Origin of the sequence: Trinickia dabaoshanensis (assembly GCF_002879885.1) — a bacterium.
GTDB lineage: Bacteria > Pseudomonadota > Gammaproteobacteria > Burkholderiales > Burkholderiaceae > Trinickia > Trinickia dabaoshanensis.
In genome coordinates this window covers 75,135-90,990 of the sequence record NZ_PNYA01000021.1, presented here as the reverse complement: position 1 = coordinate 90,990, position 15,856 = coordinate 75,135, and the positions used below count along the sequence as shown (strand labels likewise).

The following is a 15,856-nucleotide window of genomic DNA, read 5'->3' as shown; positions in this document are numbered from 1 at the left end:
CGGCGGGTCTCGCGGTTACTGCGCCGCGGTGTCGCGAATCGATGCGAGCGCGTTTTGCAGCGCTTGCTGCACGCGTTCGACGAAGTCGGGATCGGGGCTGGAGAGCGCTTCCCGATCGCCGCCTTGAGTGGCGACCATGAGCCGGTGTTTGATGTCTTGCGTGGTCCAGGCGAGGATGCCGACGACGATCATCATCGCGCCGAGCGTGAGCGCGGCGCCCGAGGACACGATAGCTCCCGCGACGGCGGCGGCTGCACCCGCGAGCGAAAGTGTGAGCGGCAGGACCTTATTCTTTTGAATCGTCTCGACGCGTGTGCTTTGAATCTCTCGCAACGAAAAGATTTGGCCGCCCGCGCTCAGCCCGTTGCGCGTGATCATGACGCCACGCTCGTTGAAGTTGTTATCCATCGAGAAACGTTGGAACGGAGGTGATTGGCCCGCCAGCCTAGCAGATATCGGCGCAACGCGTCATTGGACACGGCGCCGCACCCGTTTTAGCCTTCAGTTCAGCAGAGTTCGTCGCAGTACATGCGACCCGGAACGTGCGAAGCGACGAGCCGAGCGATATCCGTATCCGTGTATTCGGCCGGTACGACGCATCGATTCGACGGGGAATCTTTGTGCATCGTCCATTCGACGAGCCGGTAAGTGCGCCCCCAGGGGCGTTGCACGGGCATCGACACGCGGCAGCTTTGGACCGGTAGTGCGTGCTCGCGTTTGAGCATCGTGCGCAGATGCTTGTACACCGAATCTTCGATCATCGCCGTTTCCCTTTACGGCGCCGCACGGGCCGTGCGGCCGCCACGCGTAGGACTATAAAAAAACGCCGCCGATGCTCCGGCGGCTCAACAGGGGTGGTATGGGATGCATAGTCGCAGCCGAGAATTAAGCGAGCCTTAAAGGGAGCGGGTGTTTCTCGCGTGCGAGAAAGGCATCGGGGAACGAAAGCTTGGATAACTGGCTGATAGATAAGGATTTCCTATGCTATTGCGTCCCCGCGTGTAATACCTCGTCACACTTTCAATGGGTAATGCGCCGGGTCAGTCCGGCTTCGGCCGTGCTCTGCCATGTCGAGTCGCGCGAGTGCCCATTCGCGCGTGGACTTCATCGAAAATCATCTCGGCGAATTCGACGGCGGGCGCCATGTCCTCGTCGACGAGCATGACGAACTCGACGTCGGGTAGTTCAGGTAGACCCTCCGCCGCACCGAGTTCCCGCAGCTCGTCGTCGATCATGCAGCGTGGCAGGGGGGCGATCGCGATACCGGCTCGAGCGAACGTATGGACGCCCGTGGCACTCGGGCTCTCGCAGGCGACGCGATACGGCATACCCGCAAGGGTCAGCGCTTTGACGGCTGCCTCGCGAAACGGACACGGATCGGGAAAGCACGCGAGCGGTACATCGCCTTCGGGAAGCGGCTCATGTCGCGCAAACGCCCAAGCGAGCGGCTCTCGCCACAAGGTCACGCCATGGTTCAACGGAGCGCATCGGCTACCGATCACTAGATCGAAATCGCCGTTTGCGTGCCGTCGAAATAAATGGTCCCCAATGTCGACGGTCAAGTCCAGCAGCAAACCGCGGCGCGCGACGCTGAAGCGGCGTATCGCGTCGGCAAGCCATCCGCCCGCAAAATCCTCCGACACGCCGATGCGCAGCTTCCCGCTATAGGTATCGCCGGTTCCTAACCGGCTTCTCGCTTCCTCGCTCAGATTGAGCATGGCGCGTGCATAGCCGAGGAGCATGTCGCCATGGTCGGTCAGCGCGACGTTACGCGTGTTGCGCACGAGCAGAGCGCATCCGACCTGTTCTTCGAGACGCACTACCTGAGCACTGACCGCGGATTGACTCAAGTGCAGCCTGCGGCCCGCCGCGGTGAAGCTACGCGTGTCGGCGACGGCGATGAACGTATGAAGGAGCGCGGTATCGAGAGGGCGGCTCATTAATCACCAAACGAGGTTAATAAGAACGAATAATATCGTTTCTAAATTATAGGCCGTCTCGATACTCTGCGAAGCACGGCGAGCGACCGTGCACTGTGCCTGTCGCCGTCCCCCTCGAAAAAGGATCGGTGCCATGACTCAAGTGCTCTATATCGAAGGTTCGCCCAATAAGGCGTACTCGGCGTCCATCGACGTGTGCAGCGCGTTTCTCGATGCGTACCGATCGGCGAACCCTGGTCATGTGATCCGGAAGTTCGACGTCTGGGATGAGGGGCTACCCGAGTTCGGCGAGGACGCTCTGGCGGCGAAGTACGCGGGCCTCAACGGCACGGCGTTGACCCCGGAGCAGGCGGGCGCGTGGCGACGGATCGAGGAACTCGCGGCGCCGTTTCACGAAGCGGACAAGCTGCTGTTCGGGGTGCCGTTGTGGAACTTCAGCATCCCGTACAAGCTGAAACAACTGATTGACTTGATCTCGCAGAAGGATGTGCTTTTCTCGTTCGATAGTTCGGGCTTTGCCGGTTTGTTGCGCGGGAAGAAAGCGGCGGTTGTTTATGCCCGGGGTCTTAGCTACTCGTCGCCGGGTTCGCTGACGCCGGCCAGTGAGTTCGATTTGCAACGTCCTTATATGGAAACTTGGCTCAAGTTCGTGGGGGTGGAGGATGTTGCCGGGATCGTCGTCGAGCGCACGTTGTTCGGTGCCGACGGCAAGGTCGATCGAAGCCGGGCGATCGAGGAGGCGCGGGCGATCGCTCGGGCGTTTTGAGAGGGATGGGTGCCAATTGGTCGGTGCGCTCACCCTGGAGCCGCGCGATCGACCGAAAGAATATGAACCCCAATATCGTTCTGACTTTGCGTAACCCGGACGCGGGTCGATCTGCTCCAATATTCAAGCGGGTACGGATCGCAATAGCGAATAGCACGACCGACTAACGGGTCATCGAAGACGACGTACCTGTGGCACCCTTTTTCCTGGGTTGTCGCGGTTAAACTCAATGGGGCGTCGAACGTTGTCAGTACGCCCGGCGTCACGCTCACCTCGAGCCGTTGGACGGAATGAGCGACGATTGCTCCGCCACCGAGAATCAACAGCAGGGCTATTGCCACCTCCGCCAGCACGATTCCTGCGCCCCTTCGCACGCCTGCTTTCGCAAATGCCGCCCATCTCACGGCGGCCGCCCCTCCAACGGATAGCGCGAGGATTGCCACCGACACCTTGGCCCATACCGCGGGCTTTGCTTGCGCGGTGAGGTAGATATTTTGGCCGGTAGATGCAACGGATATGAGCAATGCGATGAACGCAAACACAGACAGATAATGGCTCCAACTAATAGCGAGCTTCGTTTCGCGAGCATCGAACGGGTCGGCCGTTCCCGGGACGCGATGTTGGCACCACTGGTTGATTTGCGCCGACATTCCGATCGTCTGGCCCTCCGTCGTGTCACCCGGCAACCGTACTGTTGCTTGGCCGTATCGAAGGTCAATCCACCAACGGTGGGCAGATCTTGGACCGCCCGTTTTCACCACGAGCGCAGTCATTACCCCAGGGAATTTCCATCTGCCAATACCCTCGTGGACGGCACCATCCGTCCGTATGGATACGGTCGACTTGAGGCTGCCGCTCCATAAGAAGAACGCGATCAGTCCCGCATCGCCTAGCAGGCAAATTGGAATGACAACCCAGTTGTTGTTCGAGAAGATCGACGCGTGAGTGGTTTGCCAAAGATAGTGGTTCGCGGCCAAAATCGCTGCACCTATCAACAGAAGCAATGCGAGCTCAACGCGATCCGCAGTCGGATAGGCGATGTGCAGGGCGTCCGCGCTCTCGGAAAATCGGGTGGTCCTGGGGTTTGATTGCATCAGTCATTCTTTTAATGATGTCGTAGCGCGCTCAAATGCTCGAGGCTCAACGTCCGAGACAGCGTCTCGGCCTTGGTAGGTACGACTTTCGGAGGCAATTCCCGAGACACCGTCTCGGAAATCTGGTCTAGCGGGTACGCCCGATAGGCCATTGTATCAACGTGCTGAAGAACAGACTGTCGCTCAGATGGAATCATCGTATTGCAAGGCTGATTGTCGCGATTTTCGGCTATACGGCAGGCCGACGTACTACCGAGCCGAGGCCGCAACCGGCCGTCAGCCCCCGGTTCCGTGACTTTTTGAATGCGCGCCGAGCAACGCCCGGTGGCGTGCTTCGGTTTCGTCATCGGCGGGGAACATGCATTCCAGACGTAGTTCCTGTGCCACGACGCTGCGCGGCGCACCGACGGTTGTAACCATCGAGAAATATCGAAGCACCCCCCCCTCGCTGATGAAATCCAACGGAATGACAGGCATCGTAGGCGCAGCGGGCGGCGCATGATGTGTCTTCCAGTCACGCGGCACGTCTGGGTAGGCAAGCAGTTCGTCGAGCAGACGCCTAGTGCCTGCGTCGATCACGTTGCCGACCGATTCCCGATACACGCGTTGTAGCAAGCTTCGCGAAACAGCATCCCAATCGGCCACGAACGGACGCATCCCCTGCGGATCGAAGATCAAATGAAGGATGTTGCGCGGACCCGTGCGCGCGGCCATATCGATGAAAGAGCTGAAAAAGCGCGGCGCCGCGTCGTTGGTCATCAGAACATTCCAGTGACGATCCATCACGATCGCGGGAAAGGGCTCATGCTGTCGAACGACCCGTTCGAGTGCGCCGATGACGGTATGCATCTCCTGTGCATTCCATGGCGCCTCTGAATACACGGGCGCGTAGCCGGCAGCGAGCAACAGGACATTGCGCTCGCGCAACGGTACATCGAGCGTCTGTGCAAGTGTCAACAGCGTGTCCCGTCCGGGCACGCTGCGCCCGCTTTCGATGAAACTGATCTGACGCTGCGAGATGCCGGCCTCGAGCGACAGATCGAGCTGACTCACGCCACGCACGTCCCGCCAATAGCGCAACAGCTCACCGAGTTCGCCTGTTGGCGCTTTCGGATCGGGACGAGTGACGTTCATCGATTTCCCCAACGGTGTGTGGATGAATAAGCATGGATCAGGCCGCGGGCACGGGCGCACGCCACGCGACGTCCTCGAACTGCGCTTCGAGCGGCGGGTGCGTTACGCTGCTCGCGTAATTCGTGATCGTCGATGCGGCTACCACTGCGATCACCTCGAGTATCTGCTCCAGGCTGAAGCCCGCTTCTAGAAAGCGCTTCCGGTCGCCTTCGGCCACGCGGCCCCGCTTCTCGATCAGAGTGCGAGCCAATGCCGATAACGCGGCCAGTGCGGGGTCGTCCGGCAAGGCACCGTGCCGGATCGCGTCGACATCGGCGGGCCGCACACCTTCCTTCAATGCAAGCGCCGTGTGAAACGCGACCGGCCATTCGCTTGCATTCGTCACTGCGTTCGTCAGCAACAGCGTTTGAATCTGCGCCTCGGTGAGACTGCTCGCATGGACGCGCTCGAACAGGCCGATGAAACCGTTGATCAGCGCCGGCGATACGGCCATCGTTGCGGCGATGTTCGGGATCAGGCCGAACGCCTGCTGCAGTTGCCGAAGCACGGGCTTCGATCCCTCGGGAGCCGATTCGATCGTATGGAGAGGATAGCTGGACATGGTAGCTCCTTGGCGGTGAGCGCGGCCGGAATGGGCGCGCAATGTCCGAAGCGTAAAAGCGGCCGTTCATTGCGCCAATTACATCGCATGTAATAGGACCCGCATCACGGTGTGAACCGACCGGCAGGTCGCGGAGCAAGCCATCAGCGACCGCGCGCCACCCTGGCCTTGGTCTTCCCACTCTTCGCGAGGAGATGACGATGGCCAAGAAGCTCGACGAGCCGCGCCTCGCACGCGGCAAGCGAGTACCCGCGCCGCTGCGAAATCATGAACGTGAGGGGGCGCATGTGCCAGGCACGCCGTTGGAGTTCGACGAGTGTTCCGTCCGCCAGATCTTGCGCAACCATATGACGCGGCATGTGCCCCCAGCACAAACTTCCCCTGAGCAGATCGTGCTTCGCACCCAGGTCGTTCACCCACCACTGGCGTTCACTGGCCACCCCTTGTTGCGTCTTTTCCGCATCGGGCTGGTTGTCGGTCACGACAAGCTGGATGTGGCGCCCGAATTCCTCCCGCGCGATCGGCCCCGTCATGGCGGCCAGCGGGTGCGCCGGCCCACAGACGGTCACCATCTGCGCGTCGCACAGATGCTCCCTTTCTATGGTGCCGGGGCTCAGCTCGGGTACGTCCGTGATCGTTACCGCCAATGCGCAGGTGCCTTCGAGAACCAACCGCTCGCCGCCCTGCATGGTCGTCATGCGCAGATTGATCGCGACCGTTGGAAAGTCCGCCTGCACGGTGCGCAGGCAATCGATGAGGTGCGCGCGCGGGAAGTAGGTATCCACTGCAACCGAGACCTGTGGGACCCCGGCCTGGGCGATCGCAATCGCACGCATCTTCATTTCCTCGGTGCGCGAGATCACCCCGCGAGCATCAGGTAGGAGACCGCGGCCAGCGGCCGTCAGCGTCGCTTTGCGCGTATTGCGCTCGAACAGCACCACATCGAAGGCACTCTCGAGCGCGCTGATCGCATGACTGATCGCCGATTGTGCGCGCCTCAATTGCCGTGCGGCTCCGGAAAAGCTGCCCTGGTCGCATACGGCAACGAACGCGCGAAGTTGATTGATGGTGACGTTGTCCAACATAGCTATCTAGAAAGTAGATGGTATTTATCGATATTCAGTCAATTGGCTTCATGAATCAAGAGTCCCACAATCGGGCTTCTCGCTTTCGTTTCGAAGGATGCATGACATGAATAGACTCAATGGAAAGACCGCGGTGATCACCGGCGGCGCCACGGGCATCGGCCGCGCGGCGGCAAAGCGCTTTATCGAGGAGGGGGCTTTCGTCTTCATCTTCGGCCGCCGGCAGGAAGCACTCGACGCCGCCTTAGCCGACCTCGGGCCCCATGCGCGGGCAGTGAGGGGCTCGGTCTCCGATCCGGCCGACCTCGATCGGCTTTACGCGGCGGTGAAGGCCGAGCGCGAGACCCTCGACATCGTCTTCGCCAATGCGGGCACTGGCAGCCCGCTAGCACTCGGCCAGATCACCGGCGAGCACATCGACGAGACCTTCGACACCAATGTGAAGGGGACGATCTTGACGGTCCAGAAGGCGTTGCCGCTGATGGGCTCGGGCGGTTCGATCATCCTGACGGGATCGAGCGCCGGTACCACGGGAGCGCCCGGATTCACGGTCTACAGCGCGAGCAAGGCAGCGGTGCGCAACCTTGCCCGGACTTGGGCGCAAGACCTGAAGGGCACCGGTATCCGGGTGAACGTGCTGTCGCCCGGGGCGACAGCGACCGAACTCGCGAAGGAGGCGCTGGGCGAAGAGGGGCAGAAGGCCTACGGTGCGATGACGCCGCTCCAGCGTATGGCCGATCCGGCGGAGATCGGCGCGGTCGCCGCTTTCCTTGCGTCGTCGGACAGCAGTTTCATGACCGCCAGCGAGGTCGCCGTCGATGGTGGCTTGGCACAACTCTGACCGAGAAACGGAGGAAATACCTATGAGTTACGCAATCGTCGGCTTCGGCAAGATCGGCCACGCACTGGCCAAGGCGTTCGCCCGCAAGGGCATCGAAGTATCCGTTGCAACCACGCGCGACCCTGCAAGCTTTGCGTTCGATGCCGCAGCGATCGGACCTACGATCATTCCCACAACCCTGGCGGAAGCGGTCAAGGCGGACATCGTCTTTTTGGCGGTCCGTTTCGAGTCGTACCCGGAGGTCTCGAAGGCGCTGCCTAGCTGGAACGGAAAGACCATCGTCGACGTCATGAACACGTTCGCCACACCTGAGGAACTGGACGGTCTGCCGTCCTCGGCTTTCGTCGCGGAGGCGTTCGCCGGAGCCAGGCTGGTGAAAGGATTCAATCATCTCGCTGCGGGCGTTCTCGGCCAAGACCCGGCCGTGCAAGGTGGCAGGAGAGTCGTGTTCCTCGCAAGCGACGACGACGGCGCCGTGGCGGAAATTGGCGAGCTTGCGGAAAAACTTGGTTTCGCGCCAATCGAACTCGGCGGGCTTGCGGAGGGTGGATTGCTCGTGCACGCGCGCGGAAATAACTGGGGAGAACTGATTTTCAAGGACTTGGTCACTTTCGACTGATAGCCGACGGCTGCGGCGTCGAACGTCTTCGTGAGTGGGTATGAAATATAATACGACGGTGTGTATTTGTATGATATTGAATACGAAAGCTGGGCGTCATCATGGGGGAGGAGTATAATTTTTAATAACTCCACGCTGCAAAGTATGAAATGTCATTCGTACAACAAGTCAGGGCCCTTCTTTCGCGTCGCGGGATGTCCGTCACCGAATTGGGCGACCTGATTGGCATCGCTCGCCCCAATGTGTCCGCGACGTTGGCTGGCAGGCACGACGCCCGGAGCAATACACTCGACGCGCTCGCAGCAGGTTTGAACGCGCAATGGGTGCTCGTGCCGAACGAGCACCTCGCAGCTGTCCGGCAGGTCTTGGCGGGGAAGGGGACTGGGCCTGATCTCGAGGCACCGAGCGCGGCGGAGATGTTCGTCAAGGCGCGCCAATGACCGATGCAATCCACCCGCGCTACCTGGAGGTGCTGCTTTACGGCAAGGTCTGTGGCTACCTCTGCGAACTTGCCGGAAACTGCCGCTTCGTGCCGTCGGAGTCGTTCAAAGCCGCCAATGGCTCGCCGACGCTCACCTTGTCGATGGCCATCCCGGGCGCCCCGGCGATCGCGGCCGACATTTTTTCAAACGCTTTCCACCCGGCGCTCTACAACACGGGCGGTAAGCTTCCGCCATTCTTTGCGGGGCTCCTCCCGGAGAGCGATCTACGCAAGCGGCTTGAAGCGACTCGGCACAATCCGGAAGATCGAGACGACTTCGGCGTACTAGCTGCCGCCGGTGAAGATCTGCCCGGCGCGGTTGTCGTTCAGCCTCCCGCGGACGCGCACGCCATTCCGGAGTACGCGCGAACGTTTGGTGCTACCGGCGGTGCCGACAATCTCGAAATTGGCGTAACGGAAGGGGCCGCCGAGGGCGCAGCCTCCATCTCCGGCGTGCAGAACAAGCTCGCGCTTTCGACGGTGAACAAGGGCAAGCGGTACACGATGCCGGGACACGGGAAGCTTTCCGATGTCATCGCCAAGCTTCCCGCCAAAAACGACGACTCGCAGATCTTCAACGAGTACGTCGCGATGCAGCTTGCCAAAGCGGCCGGTATCAACGTCGCGTCGTGCGAGCCGATGAATCTCTCGGTTATCGAAATCGACGGTCTTCAAGCCATGGCAGGCACGGCAACGTCGTTTCTCGCAGTCGAGCGCTACGACCGGCAGGGTAACGAGCGCATCCACGTGGAAGATGCTTGCCAGATGCTGGGGCGCATGCCGACGGCCAAGTATGCGAAAGAGGAGCAGTTTCGTTTGTTGCTGAGTTTGCTGGGCGCACTGAGTCCGCGGGGCGTGAGGGACGTCCGTGAGTTCTTCATGCGGCAAGCGGTCAACACGCTTATCGGCAACAGCGATGCGCATCTCAAGAATTTCTCCGTCGTCTACGCGGACAAGGTGCATCCGTTGCTAACCCCGGCATACGACATTGTTTGCGTCGCCGCGTTGCCGGGGTTCTCCACATACGGCATGAACGTCGCCATCGATCGGATGCAGCGCGCGCAGACACTCGATACCTTCGCGGAACTGGCTAAATCCGCAGGCATTGCTCAACGTATCGCTACGGCCGCGGTGAAAGCAGCGGTATCCGCTGCGCACGATACGTGGCCGAAGCTGCTCGACGAGCTTCCCACACCGCGCGGCATGAAGGAAGTGATCCTCGACCGCCTGAACACTTTGCCGTTGGCGACACGCTGAACCGGTCGCAGCGCTAGATAACGGCGCCCGGCTGGAAGCCCGCGTCGATCTCGACTTGCGACAGGTGAGCGACCGTGTTGACGAGCGTCTTGCCCGCCACCGCCATTGCGATCGCTACCGCGGCACGACGGTCGAACCCCGCCGCCTTCAACGTGTTGACGTCGCTATCCGACACCTGCGTACGCTTCGATGCAATGGCGATCGCGAACTGACGCACTGCTTCGAGCTTCGGATCGGCGAGCACGCTACCGCTGCGCAGCGCATCGACGACGTCTGCCGATGCGCCGAGCTTGCCGGCGAGCGTCGCATGAACGGCCACGCCATAGTCGGCGGCATTCGCGCGGCTCGCAGCGGCCATCGCAACTTGCTGGGCCACCGCATCGAGCGAGGTCGTGCCGAGCGAATGGAGCCAGACCAGGTATGCGGAGAGCACCGGCGGCTCGACCGCAAGCGCATGGCCGAGATTGGGCACGAAACCGAACAGGCCGCGCATGGCATCGAACAGCGGCTTGGTTCCATCCGACTCCGGCACGTCATTCAATGCGCCGAACAACGCCGGCCCTTGTGCAACGTCCAGCGTCCGCGCGAAGAATGCCCGGACGATGCCGGCTACTTCGTCCAGATGCGATTCGAGCGGGAAGTGCCCCCCATCGACGAAACGCACCTCGGCATCGGGGATGTCGCGCCGGAACGCTTCGGCCCCTGCGGGCAGGAAGAACGGATCGTTCTTGCCCCACACGGCGAGGGTCGGCGGACGATGCGCGCGGAAATATTCATGGAACCGCGGATAGGCCGCGACGTTCGTCTTGTAGTCGCCGAACAGATCGAGCTGGATTTCGTCGTTGCCCGCGCGATCGAGAAAATGCTGGTCGAGCGTGTAGCTCTCAGGCGCGATATGCGACGTATCGGCCTCGCCGTGTTCGTACTGGAACCGTGTTGTCCCCGCCGCGAGGAGGCTGCGTAGCTGCGCTCGGTTCGCATCGGACGGGTCCTGCCAATAGGCACGTATCGGGTTCCACCCTTCGCTCAGCCCTTCCTCATAGGCGTTCCCGTTCTGCGAGACGAGCGCGGACACGCGGTCCGGGCGGGACGCCGCGAGGCGAAAGCCTACCGGCGCGCCGTAATCGAACACGTACAGCGCATAGCGCGTCAGGCCGATCGTATCGGTGAAGCTTTCGATTACCTCGGCAAGGTGGTCGAAGGTATAGCCGAATGTCTTCGCGTCGGGCGCCTCGGAAAAGCCGAAACCGGGCAGATCCGGCGCGATCACGCGGTACTTGTCGGCCAGACGGTCGATCAGTCCGCGGTACTGATGGCTCGAAGTCGGGAAACCGTGCAGCAGCAACACGGCGGGTGCGTCCTTCTGTCCGGCTTCGCGGTAGAACAGGTTGACGGCCATGCCTGTGCGGCGGTCGGCGACGGAAACGGTTTGATACGTGGCGAGCGTGGACATCGAAATCTCCTGGGTCACGGAACGAGGCGTCGGCCAGAATCGACTGCATGAATTCATTGAACCGAACGATCGGTACAGTAAGACGTGAAGTTGTGTGTGTCAAGGATTGATTTATGGGTCAATGCAACTTACCCTTTCAATCTGTACCGAACGATCAGTTTTTTGGAAAGGCGAAAGACCTATGGCCACCGCTCTGGCATCGAAGGAAGAAATCATCGACCGGCTGTTCACCGTGTTCCGGGATCGCGGCTTCGAGGGGGCGTCGATTACCGATCTATCGAGCGCGACCGGCCTCGGAAAATCGAGCCTCTATCACCATTTCCCCGAAGGGAAGCAACAGATGGCCGAGGCGGTGATCGACCGGGCAACGGCGATGATCGACAGTGAAATCCTGAGCGCGGCACGGTCCGCCGGCACGTTGAAAACCCGTATCCGCAAAATCGTGGCCACGATGGACCAGCTTTATCTGGGTGGACGCACGCCCTGCGTGCTCGGTCAACTCGCGATGTCCGACATCGGCAAGGTGGCGAAGCAGGGTCTGCTCCAGGCGTTTTCGCACTGGATCGACGCTATCGAAGCATTGGCGCGCGAAAGTGGAATGTCGCCCGTACGGGCTCGGCATTTCGCGGAAGACTGGGTTGCGCGCCTGCAAGGGGCACTCATTCTGCAGGCTGCAAACGGGGATATCGGACCGTACAAACGAGCGATGGCCGCATTGACCGAACTCGCAAAGGACAGCAGCGATCGTATTTCCGAATAGAGCGGAACGGACGCCTATACGGGCGTCCGGTCCCTCTGGATTTTAGGCCGTTCAGTTCCATGTCTTCCGGCCTGCCATGCCCGCGCGCCGACTGCCTTTCGACGGTGGGATGGTCCTAAATGCGCCGCGCGAGCGCATCGGCCAGAAAATCGGTCGCACTGCGCACTCGGGTCGCCACGAAGCGTCGCTTAGGCCAGACGAGGCTGACCTCCCTAGGCTGTTGCATAAAATCGTCGAGCACCGTGACGATGTCCGGGTGCCGGAGTTCGCCCACCAGGGAAGCCCGGTGAAACATGCCGATGCCGACGCCGGCCTGTACGCCCGCAAGAATCGTTTCGACGCTATTGGACGACAGATTCCCGCGTACTCGCACGTTGAACGGGCCCTCCGGCCCGACGAACGGCCACTCCGTCATCTCGCCATAGACGAGGCAGTTGTGATCCGCGAGCTCGGCCGGAGTGCGGGGTACACCGTACTGCTCGAAGTAACGGCGCGATCCTGCGCACACGAGCGAGGTCGCGGCCACACGACGCACGACCGAATCGGGCTCTTCGATGGGGCTCACTCGAATCGCAAGATCGATTCTGTCTTCCACCATATCGCGCACGGCGTCGGATAGGACCATATCGATTCGCAAGCCGGGATATTGCGCCAGCAAGCCGGGAATGAGCGGCAGCACGTGTAGCCGACCGAACGTCGAGGGTGCCGCAATCCGAATGAGACCCGAAACGTCGAGCGTGGCGCTGGTGAGCTCGCTATCGGCCACCTGAATCTCGTCCACCAATGGCCGCGTGCGCTCGTAGTAAAGCTGCCCCTGACCGGTCAGCGTCACCTTGCGCGTACTGCGATGGAGCAGCGCCACACCGAGCCGTTTTTCCAGAGCATTGACGGCCTTACTGACCGCAGACTGCGACTCGCCGATCCTACGCGCGGCCGCGGAAAAGCCGCCCGCCTCGACGACGGCGATAAAGGCGTTCAATTCGTGAAACCGATCCATCGCGCGACTCCGGCTGCATGCACGCCGGAACTCATTCCAGCGTGGAATAGGTTTTATGAAAGTCGACGCAATTATCATTTGATCTCGCCGAAATTACCATTCTCCGCATGCTAACCCTGTGCCGGAGAAACCCATGCACGAAACAATCAAGTGGCCCGAGGCGATGAAACCGAGTCGTTCTCCGATCCATTTCACCAACGAGCTCGATGTCTCGGCTTCCGTCGAAACGATCTGGTCTTTGCTAACCGACTTCCAGTCCTGGCCGGCCTTCTATCCCGGTGTACAGCATGTGCAGCCGCTCGACGGCGGGGAGCGTTTCGGCCTTGGTACGAGGTTCGAGACGAACCTCGCCGGCCAGGATGTCTTCGCGTCCGTGCAGGAGTTCGAGCCGATGAGCCGCATCGCGTGGGGAGGATATCCGAAGGTCTCTCGAACATCCATGGCCTATCACGCCTGGATCATCACGCCCACGGCGAGCGGGTGCCATCTATGGACCGAGGAGACGATGCAGGGACCGCACTGGCTGGAGCTCGCGAAGCAGGCACCCGACGTGTTCTGGCTCACCCACGAAAAGCTGCTTAAGAATCTCGCCGAAGTCGCCATGGCACGCGAACGTTCCCATGTCGAACCCCACTGAAAAACGGAGATTCGATACATGATCGACAAAGTCATTTGGCCGGAACGCTATGACCCGCGTACATCGGCGATTTACGCGCTCAACGATATCGACGTGAAAGCGCCGCCGGAAGTGGTCTGGAAACTGCTCGTCGATGCGCAGCGCTGGTCGCGCTACTTCCCGGCCGAGGATCAGGTCCGAATCGCGTCCGGCGAGTCGGAACTCGCGCTCGGCACGCGCTACAGCCGTGTGACGGTCGGCTATCCGATGTCGCTCGTCGTCACGGAATGCGTGCCGAATCGCCGGCTGGCGTGGGCGACAACGGTCGATGGCGACGAAACCGGTTCGAGCGCATATCACGGTTGGGTGATCACGCCAACTCAAGATGGTTGTCATCTGCTGACCGAAGAGACGCAGCAAGGCCCGTTCTTCGTGGATCTGATTGGCAGCAAGCATCCCGGTGCGCTCTATCGCTACCACCAGGAATGGGTCGAATGCCTCGCACGAGCCGCCGAAGCGGAAGTAGCACGGAGATAAACTTTATGAAGATCGAACTCAATGGCCGCAAGGCCATCGTAACGGGCTCCACAGCCGGCATTGGCCGTGCGATCGCCGAAGGGCTGGCGCGCGCAGGCGCCGCGGTCGTAGTCAACGGCCGAACCCAAGAGAGGGTCGATGCCGCGCTGCATGAAATGCGCACGATCCTGCCGAACGCGGAACTGACCGGCGTCGCCGCGGATGTTGCAACATCGGAAGGCTGCGCGACCTTGTTCGCACAAGCGCCGGTGGCCGATATCCTCGTCAACAATGCGGGGACGGCGCGGCTGAACGACTTTTTCGCGCAGGACGATAGCGAATGGCTAGACCTCTTCCAACTCAACGTGATGAGCGGCGTTCGTACCGCCCGCTATTACGTGCCCAAGATGATCGAGCAGGGATGGGGGCGCGTGGTGTTTATCAGCAGCGAGTCGGGGCTGAACATCCCTAAAGAAATGATCGACTACGGCGTGACGAAGACCGCGATGCTCGCGGTGTCGCGAGGGCTAGCCGAGCGCGTTGCCGGCACGGGCGTGACCGTCAATGCCGTGCTGCCCGGCCCGACCAATTCCGAAATCCTTTCGAACTGGATGAAAGCGACAGCGCAAGAGCAAGGCATCACGCAAGAACAGGCTGAACAACAGTTCCTGAAGAACGCACGGCCAACGTCGCTGATCAACCGCTTCGCCACGACGAACGAAGTTGCGAACATGGTCGTGTATGCATGCTCGGAGCAGGCGTCCGCCACGACGGGCGCAGCGCTGCGCGTCGATGGGGGAGTGGTGCGTTCGATTGCTTGAGAACACTGCCGGTGCGCTTCACGGATCCACCGTCAACGCTGCCATGGCCGACCAGTCGCGATCGCCCATGCCCGCGTCGACAGTTTCATTCATCCGGCCATGTACCACGGCGAGCATCGGCAGTGTTCGGCCAACCTGTTCGGCCGCTTCGGACGCGAGACGAAGATCCTTCAACCCAAGCGAGGCCTTGAAGCCGGGCTGATACTCGTTGTCGATGATGTTGCGGGAATAGGTTTGATAGGGTCGGCTGCCGAACAGCGTTCCCAGGATCAACTCGAAGAATCGCTCTCGCGAAAGCCCGTTCGTCTCGGTGAGGACGACCGCTTCCGCCATCGCTTCGATCGCCATCGTGATCATCATGTTGCAGGCAATTTTCGCGGCATAGGCCGTGGGCGGCTCCTCTCCCATGTCCCAAACGCGTTTGCTAATAACGTCCAGCGCAGGCTTGACCCGTTCGAGCGCGGCAGGCGCGCCGGCGGCAAGGACGTTGAGTTCGCCTTTGGCAGCGACATCGGGACGCCCCAGCACCGGCGCAGCCACATAAGCGACGCCCGCCGCGCGATGAAGCTCGACCAGCTCTCGCGCAAACGCTACGGAGATGGTCGATGCCACGACATGCACGAGGCCGGGCCGCGCTCGCGGCAGAAGATTCGTGTCCATCAGGACGCTGCGGATTGCGCCGTCGTCGGACAGCATCGTCAATGCCATGTCCGCCTGTAACGCTAGAACGGGCGCCTCAACCATGCGCACGCCATCGATATGTCCGCCTGAACGATTCCACCCTGTAACGGTATGCCCGGCAGCCACCAGATTGCGGGCCATTTCGCGGCCCATTGAACCTAAACCAATGATTCCGATTTCCATTCGACTCTCCT

General features: G+C 61.1%; 19 protein-coding genes. 9 read left to right on the top strand and 10 right to left on the bottom strand.

Annotation, left to right across the window (positions count from 1 at the left end; translation table 11 throughout):
* Positions 1-15: 15 nt before the first annotated feature.
* The 3 genes from C0Z18_RS21625 to C0Z18_RS21615 all read right to left on the bottom strand — a co-directional run bounded on the left by C0Z18_RS21625 (position 16) and on the right by C0Z18_RS21615 (position 1,940).
* Positions 16-408: a DUF6232 family protein gene (locus C0Z18_RS21625; protein ID WP_102647485.1), complete on the bottom strand. Its 393-nt coding sequence runs from the start codon at positions 406-408 to the stop codon at positions 16-18.
* A gap of 98 nt (positions 409-506) precedes the next feature.
* A complete protein-coding gene (locus C0Z18_RS21620; protein ID WP_102647484.1) occupies positions 507-761 on the bottom strand; it encodes a DUF2866 domain-containing protein in 255 nt (84 codons plus the stop codon).
* Positions 762-1,040: 279 nt separating this feature from the next.
* Entirely contained in the window at positions 1,041-1,940 is a 900-nt protein-coding gene (locus C0Z18_RS21615) for a LysR substrate-binding domain-containing protein (RefSeq protein ID WP_102647483.1), read from the bottom strand.
* A 133-nt stretch (positions 1,941-2,073) separates the two neighbouring features.
* Between C0Z18_RS21615 and C0Z18_RS21610 the strand changes: the two genes are divergently transcribed.
* On the top strand, positions 2,074-2,706 hold the full coding sequence (locus C0Z18_RS21610; RefSeq protein ID WP_102647482.1) for an FMN-dependent NADH-azoreductase: 633 nt from the start codon (positions 2,074-2,076) through the stop codon (positions 2,704-2,706).
* A gap of 29 nt (positions 2,707-2,735) precedes the next feature.
* On the opposite strand, the gene C0Z18_RS21605 is transcribed toward C0Z18_RS21610, so the two are convergent.
* The 4 genes from C0Z18_RS21605 to C0Z18_RS21590 all read right to left on the bottom strand — a co-directional run bounded on the left by C0Z18_RS21605 (position 2,736) and on the right by C0Z18_RS21590 (position 6,620).
* Positions 2,736-3,800 carry a hypothetical protein gene (locus C0Z18_RS21605; RefSeq protein WP_102647481.1) on the bottom strand — a complete coding sequence of 355 codons (1,065 nt, stop codon included), beginning with the start codon at positions 3,798-3,800 and terminating at the stop codon, positions 2,736-2,738.
* 276 nt (positions 3,801-4,076) lie between these two features.
* Positions 4,077-4,934, bottom strand: coding sequence for a helix-turn-helix domain-containing protein (locus C0Z18_RS21600; RefSeq protein WP_102647480.1), 858 nt, complete (start codon positions 4,932-4,934; stop codon positions 4,077-4,079).
* 37 nt (positions 4,935-4,971) lie between these two features.
* Positions 4,972-5,535: a carboxymuconolactone decarboxylase family protein gene (locus C0Z18_RS21595; RefSeq protein ID WP_102647479.1), complete on the bottom strand. Its 564-nt coding sequence runs from the start codon at positions 5,533-5,535 to the stop codon at positions 4,972-4,974.
* A 143-nt stretch (positions 5,536-5,678) separates the two neighbouring features.
* A complete protein-coding gene (locus C0Z18_RS21590; protein ID WP_102647478.1) occupies positions 5,679-6,620 on the bottom strand; it encodes a LysR family transcriptional regulator in 942 nt (313 codons plus the stop codon).
* A gap of 106 nt (positions 6,621-6,726) precedes the next feature.
* Between C0Z18_RS21590 and C0Z18_RS21585 the strand changes: the two genes are divergently transcribed.
* From C0Z18_RS21585 to C0Z18_RS21570, 4 genes are all read left to right on the top strand, one after another.
* Entirely contained in the window at positions 6,727-7,461 is a 735-nt protein-coding gene (locus tag C0Z18_RS21585; protein ID WP_102647477.1) for an SDR family NAD(P)-dependent oxidoreductase, read from the top strand.
* A 22-nt stretch (positions 7,462-7,483) separates the two neighbouring features.
* Positions 7,484-8,080, top strand: a complete 597-nt coding sequence (locus tag C0Z18_RS21580; RefSeq protein WP_102647476.1) for an NADPH-dependent F420 reductase — start codon at positions 7,484-7,486, stop codon at positions 8,078-8,080.
* A gap of 149 nt (positions 8,081-8,229) precedes the next feature.
* Entirely contained in the window at positions 8,230-8,520 is a 291-nt protein-coding gene (locus tag C0Z18_RS21575; protein ID WP_102647475.1) for a helix-turn-helix domain-containing protein, read from the top strand.
* Positions 8,517-9,818 carry a type II toxin-antitoxin system HipA family toxin gene (locus C0Z18_RS21570; protein ID WP_102647474.1) on the top strand — a complete coding sequence of 434 codons (1,302 nt, stop codon included), beginning with the start codon at positions 8,517-8,519 and terminating at the stop codon, positions 9,816-9,818. The genes C0Z18_RS21575 and C0Z18_RS21570 overlap by 4 nt, the downstream gene beginning before the upstream one ends.
* A 13-nt stretch (positions 9,819-9,831) precedes the next feature.
* On the opposite strand, the gene C0Z18_RS21565 is transcribed toward C0Z18_RS21570, so the two are convergent.
* Positions 9,832-11,271, bottom strand: coding sequence for an alpha/beta fold hydrolase (locus C0Z18_RS21565; RefSeq protein ID WP_102647473.1), 1,440 nt, complete (start codon positions 11,269-11,271; stop codon positions 9,832-9,834).
* A 181-nt stretch (positions 11,272-11,452) separates the two neighbouring features.
* Between C0Z18_RS21565 and C0Z18_RS21560 the strand changes: the two genes are divergently transcribed.
* Positions 11,453-12,031, top strand: coding sequence for a TetR/AcrR family transcriptional regulator (locus C0Z18_RS21560; protein WP_102647472.1), 579 nt, complete (start codon positions 11,453-11,455; stop codon positions 12,029-12,031).
* Between the two features lie 115 nt (positions 12,032-12,146).
* On the opposite strand, the gene C0Z18_RS21555 is transcribed toward C0Z18_RS21560, so the two are convergent.
* Positions 12,147-13,028 (bottom strand): LysR family transcriptional regulator, encoded by an 882-nt coding sequence (locus tag C0Z18_RS21555; protein WP_102647471.1) that lies wholly within the window; start codon positions 13,026-13,028, stop codon positions 12,147-12,149.
* 133 nt (positions 13,029-13,161) lie between these two features.
* On the opposite strand from C0Z18_RS21555, the gene C0Z18_RS21550 reads away from it, so the two are divergent.
* From C0Z18_RS21550 to C0Z18_RS21540, 3 genes are read left to right on the top strand one after another with little or no spacing between them, the layout of a single operon-like run.
* Positions 13,162-13,665, top strand: a complete 504-nt coding sequence (locus tag C0Z18_RS21550; protein ID WP_102647470.1) for an SRPBCC domain-containing protein — start codon at positions 13,162-13,164, stop codon at positions 13,663-13,665.
* 18 nt (positions 13,666-13,683) lie between these two features.
* Positions 13,684-14,181: an SRPBCC domain-containing protein gene (locus C0Z18_RS21545; protein WP_102647469.1), complete on the top strand. Its 498-nt coding sequence runs from the start codon at positions 13,684-13,686 to the stop codon at positions 14,179-14,181.
* A gap of 5 nt (positions 14,182-14,186) precedes the next feature.
* On the top strand, positions 14,187-14,981 hold the full coding sequence (locus tag C0Z18_RS21540) for an SDR family NAD(P)-dependent oxidoreductase (RefSeq protein ID WP_102647468.1): 795 nt from the start codon (positions 14,187-14,189) through the stop codon (positions 14,979-14,981).
* A gap of 18 nt (positions 14,982-14,999) precedes the next feature.
* Here the strand turns inward: C0Z18_RS21540 and C0Z18_RS21535 are convergent, their stop codons facing one another.
* On the bottom strand, positions 15,000-15,845 hold the full coding sequence (locus C0Z18_RS21535) for an NAD(P)-dependent oxidoreductase (protein ID WP_102647467.1): 846 nt from the start codon (positions 15,843-15,845) through the stop codon (positions 15,000-15,002).
* Positions 15,846-15,856 lie beyond the last annotated feature (11 nt).

Coding starts and splice junctions, on each gene's coding strand:
- C0Z18_RS21625 (WP_102647485.1), bottom strand. CDS start 408: ATGGATAACAACTTCAACGAGCGTGGCGTCATGATCACGCGCAACGGG.
- C0Z18_RS21620 (WP_102647484.1), bottom strand. CDS start 761: ATGATCGAAGATTCGGTGTACAAGCATCTGCGCACGATGCTCAAACGC.
- C0Z18_RS21615 (WP_102647483.1), bottom strand. CDS start 1,940: ATGAGCCGCCCTCTCGATACCGCGCTCCTTCATACGTTCATCGCCGTC.
- C0Z18_RS21610 (WP_102647482.1), top strand. CDS start 2,074: ATGACTCAAGTGCTCTATATCGAAGGTTCGCCCAATAAGGCGTACTCG.
- C0Z18_RS21605 (WP_102647481.1), bottom strand. CDS start 3,800: ATGCAATCAAACCCCAGGACCACCCGATTTTCCGAGAGCGCGGACGCC.
- C0Z18_RS21600 (WP_102647480.1), bottom strand. CDS start 4,934: ATGAACGTCACTCGTCCCGATCCGAAAGCGCCAACAGGCGAACTCGGT.
- C0Z18_RS21595 (WP_102647479.1), bottom strand. CDS start 5,535: ATGTCCAGCTATCCTCTCCATACGATCGAATCGGCTCCCGAGGGATCG.
- C0Z18_RS21590 (WP_102647478.1), bottom strand. CDS start 6,620: ATGTTGGACAACGTCACCATCAATCAACTTCGCGCGTTCGTTGCCGTA.
- C0Z18_RS21585 (WP_102647477.1), top strand. CDS start 6,727: ATGAATAGACTCAATGGAAAGACCGCGGTGATCACCGGCGGCGCCACG.
- C0Z18_RS21580 (WP_102647476.1), top strand. CDS start 7,484: ATGAGTTACGCAATCGTCGGCTTCGGCAAGATCGGCCACGCACTGGCC.
- C0Z18_RS21575 (WP_102647475.1), top strand. CDS start 8,230: ATGTCATTCGTACAACAAGTCAGGGCCCTTCTTTCGCGTCGCGGGATG.
- C0Z18_RS21570 (WP_102647474.1), top strand. CDS start 8,517: ATGACCGATGCAATCCACCCGCGCTACCTGGAGGTGCTGCTTTACGGC.
- C0Z18_RS21565 (WP_102647473.1), bottom strand. CDS start 11,271: ATGTCCACGCTCGCCACGTATCAAACCGTTTCCGTCGCCGACCGCCGC.
- C0Z18_RS21560 (WP_102647472.1), top strand. CDS start 11,453: ATGGCCACCGCTCTGGCATCGAAGGAAGAAATCATCGACCGGCTGTTC.
- C0Z18_RS21555 (WP_102647471.1), bottom strand. CDS start 13,028: ATGGATCGGTTTCACGAATTGAACGCCTTTATCGCCGTCGTCGAGGCG.
- C0Z18_RS21550 (WP_102647470.1), top strand. CDS start 13,162: ATGCACGAAACAATCAAGTGGCCCGAGGCGATGAAACCGAGTCGTTCT.
- C0Z18_RS21545 (WP_102647469.1), top strand. CDS start 13,684: ATGATCGACAAAGTCATTTGGCCGGAACGCTATGACCCGCGTACATCG.
- C0Z18_RS21540 (WP_102647468.1), top strand. CDS start 14,187: ATGAAGATCGAACTCAATGGCCGCAAGGCCATCGTAACGGGCTCCACA.
- C0Z18_RS21535 (WP_102647467.1), bottom strand. CDS start 15,845: ATGGAAATCGGAATCATTGGTTTAGGTTCAATGGGCCGCGAAATGGCC.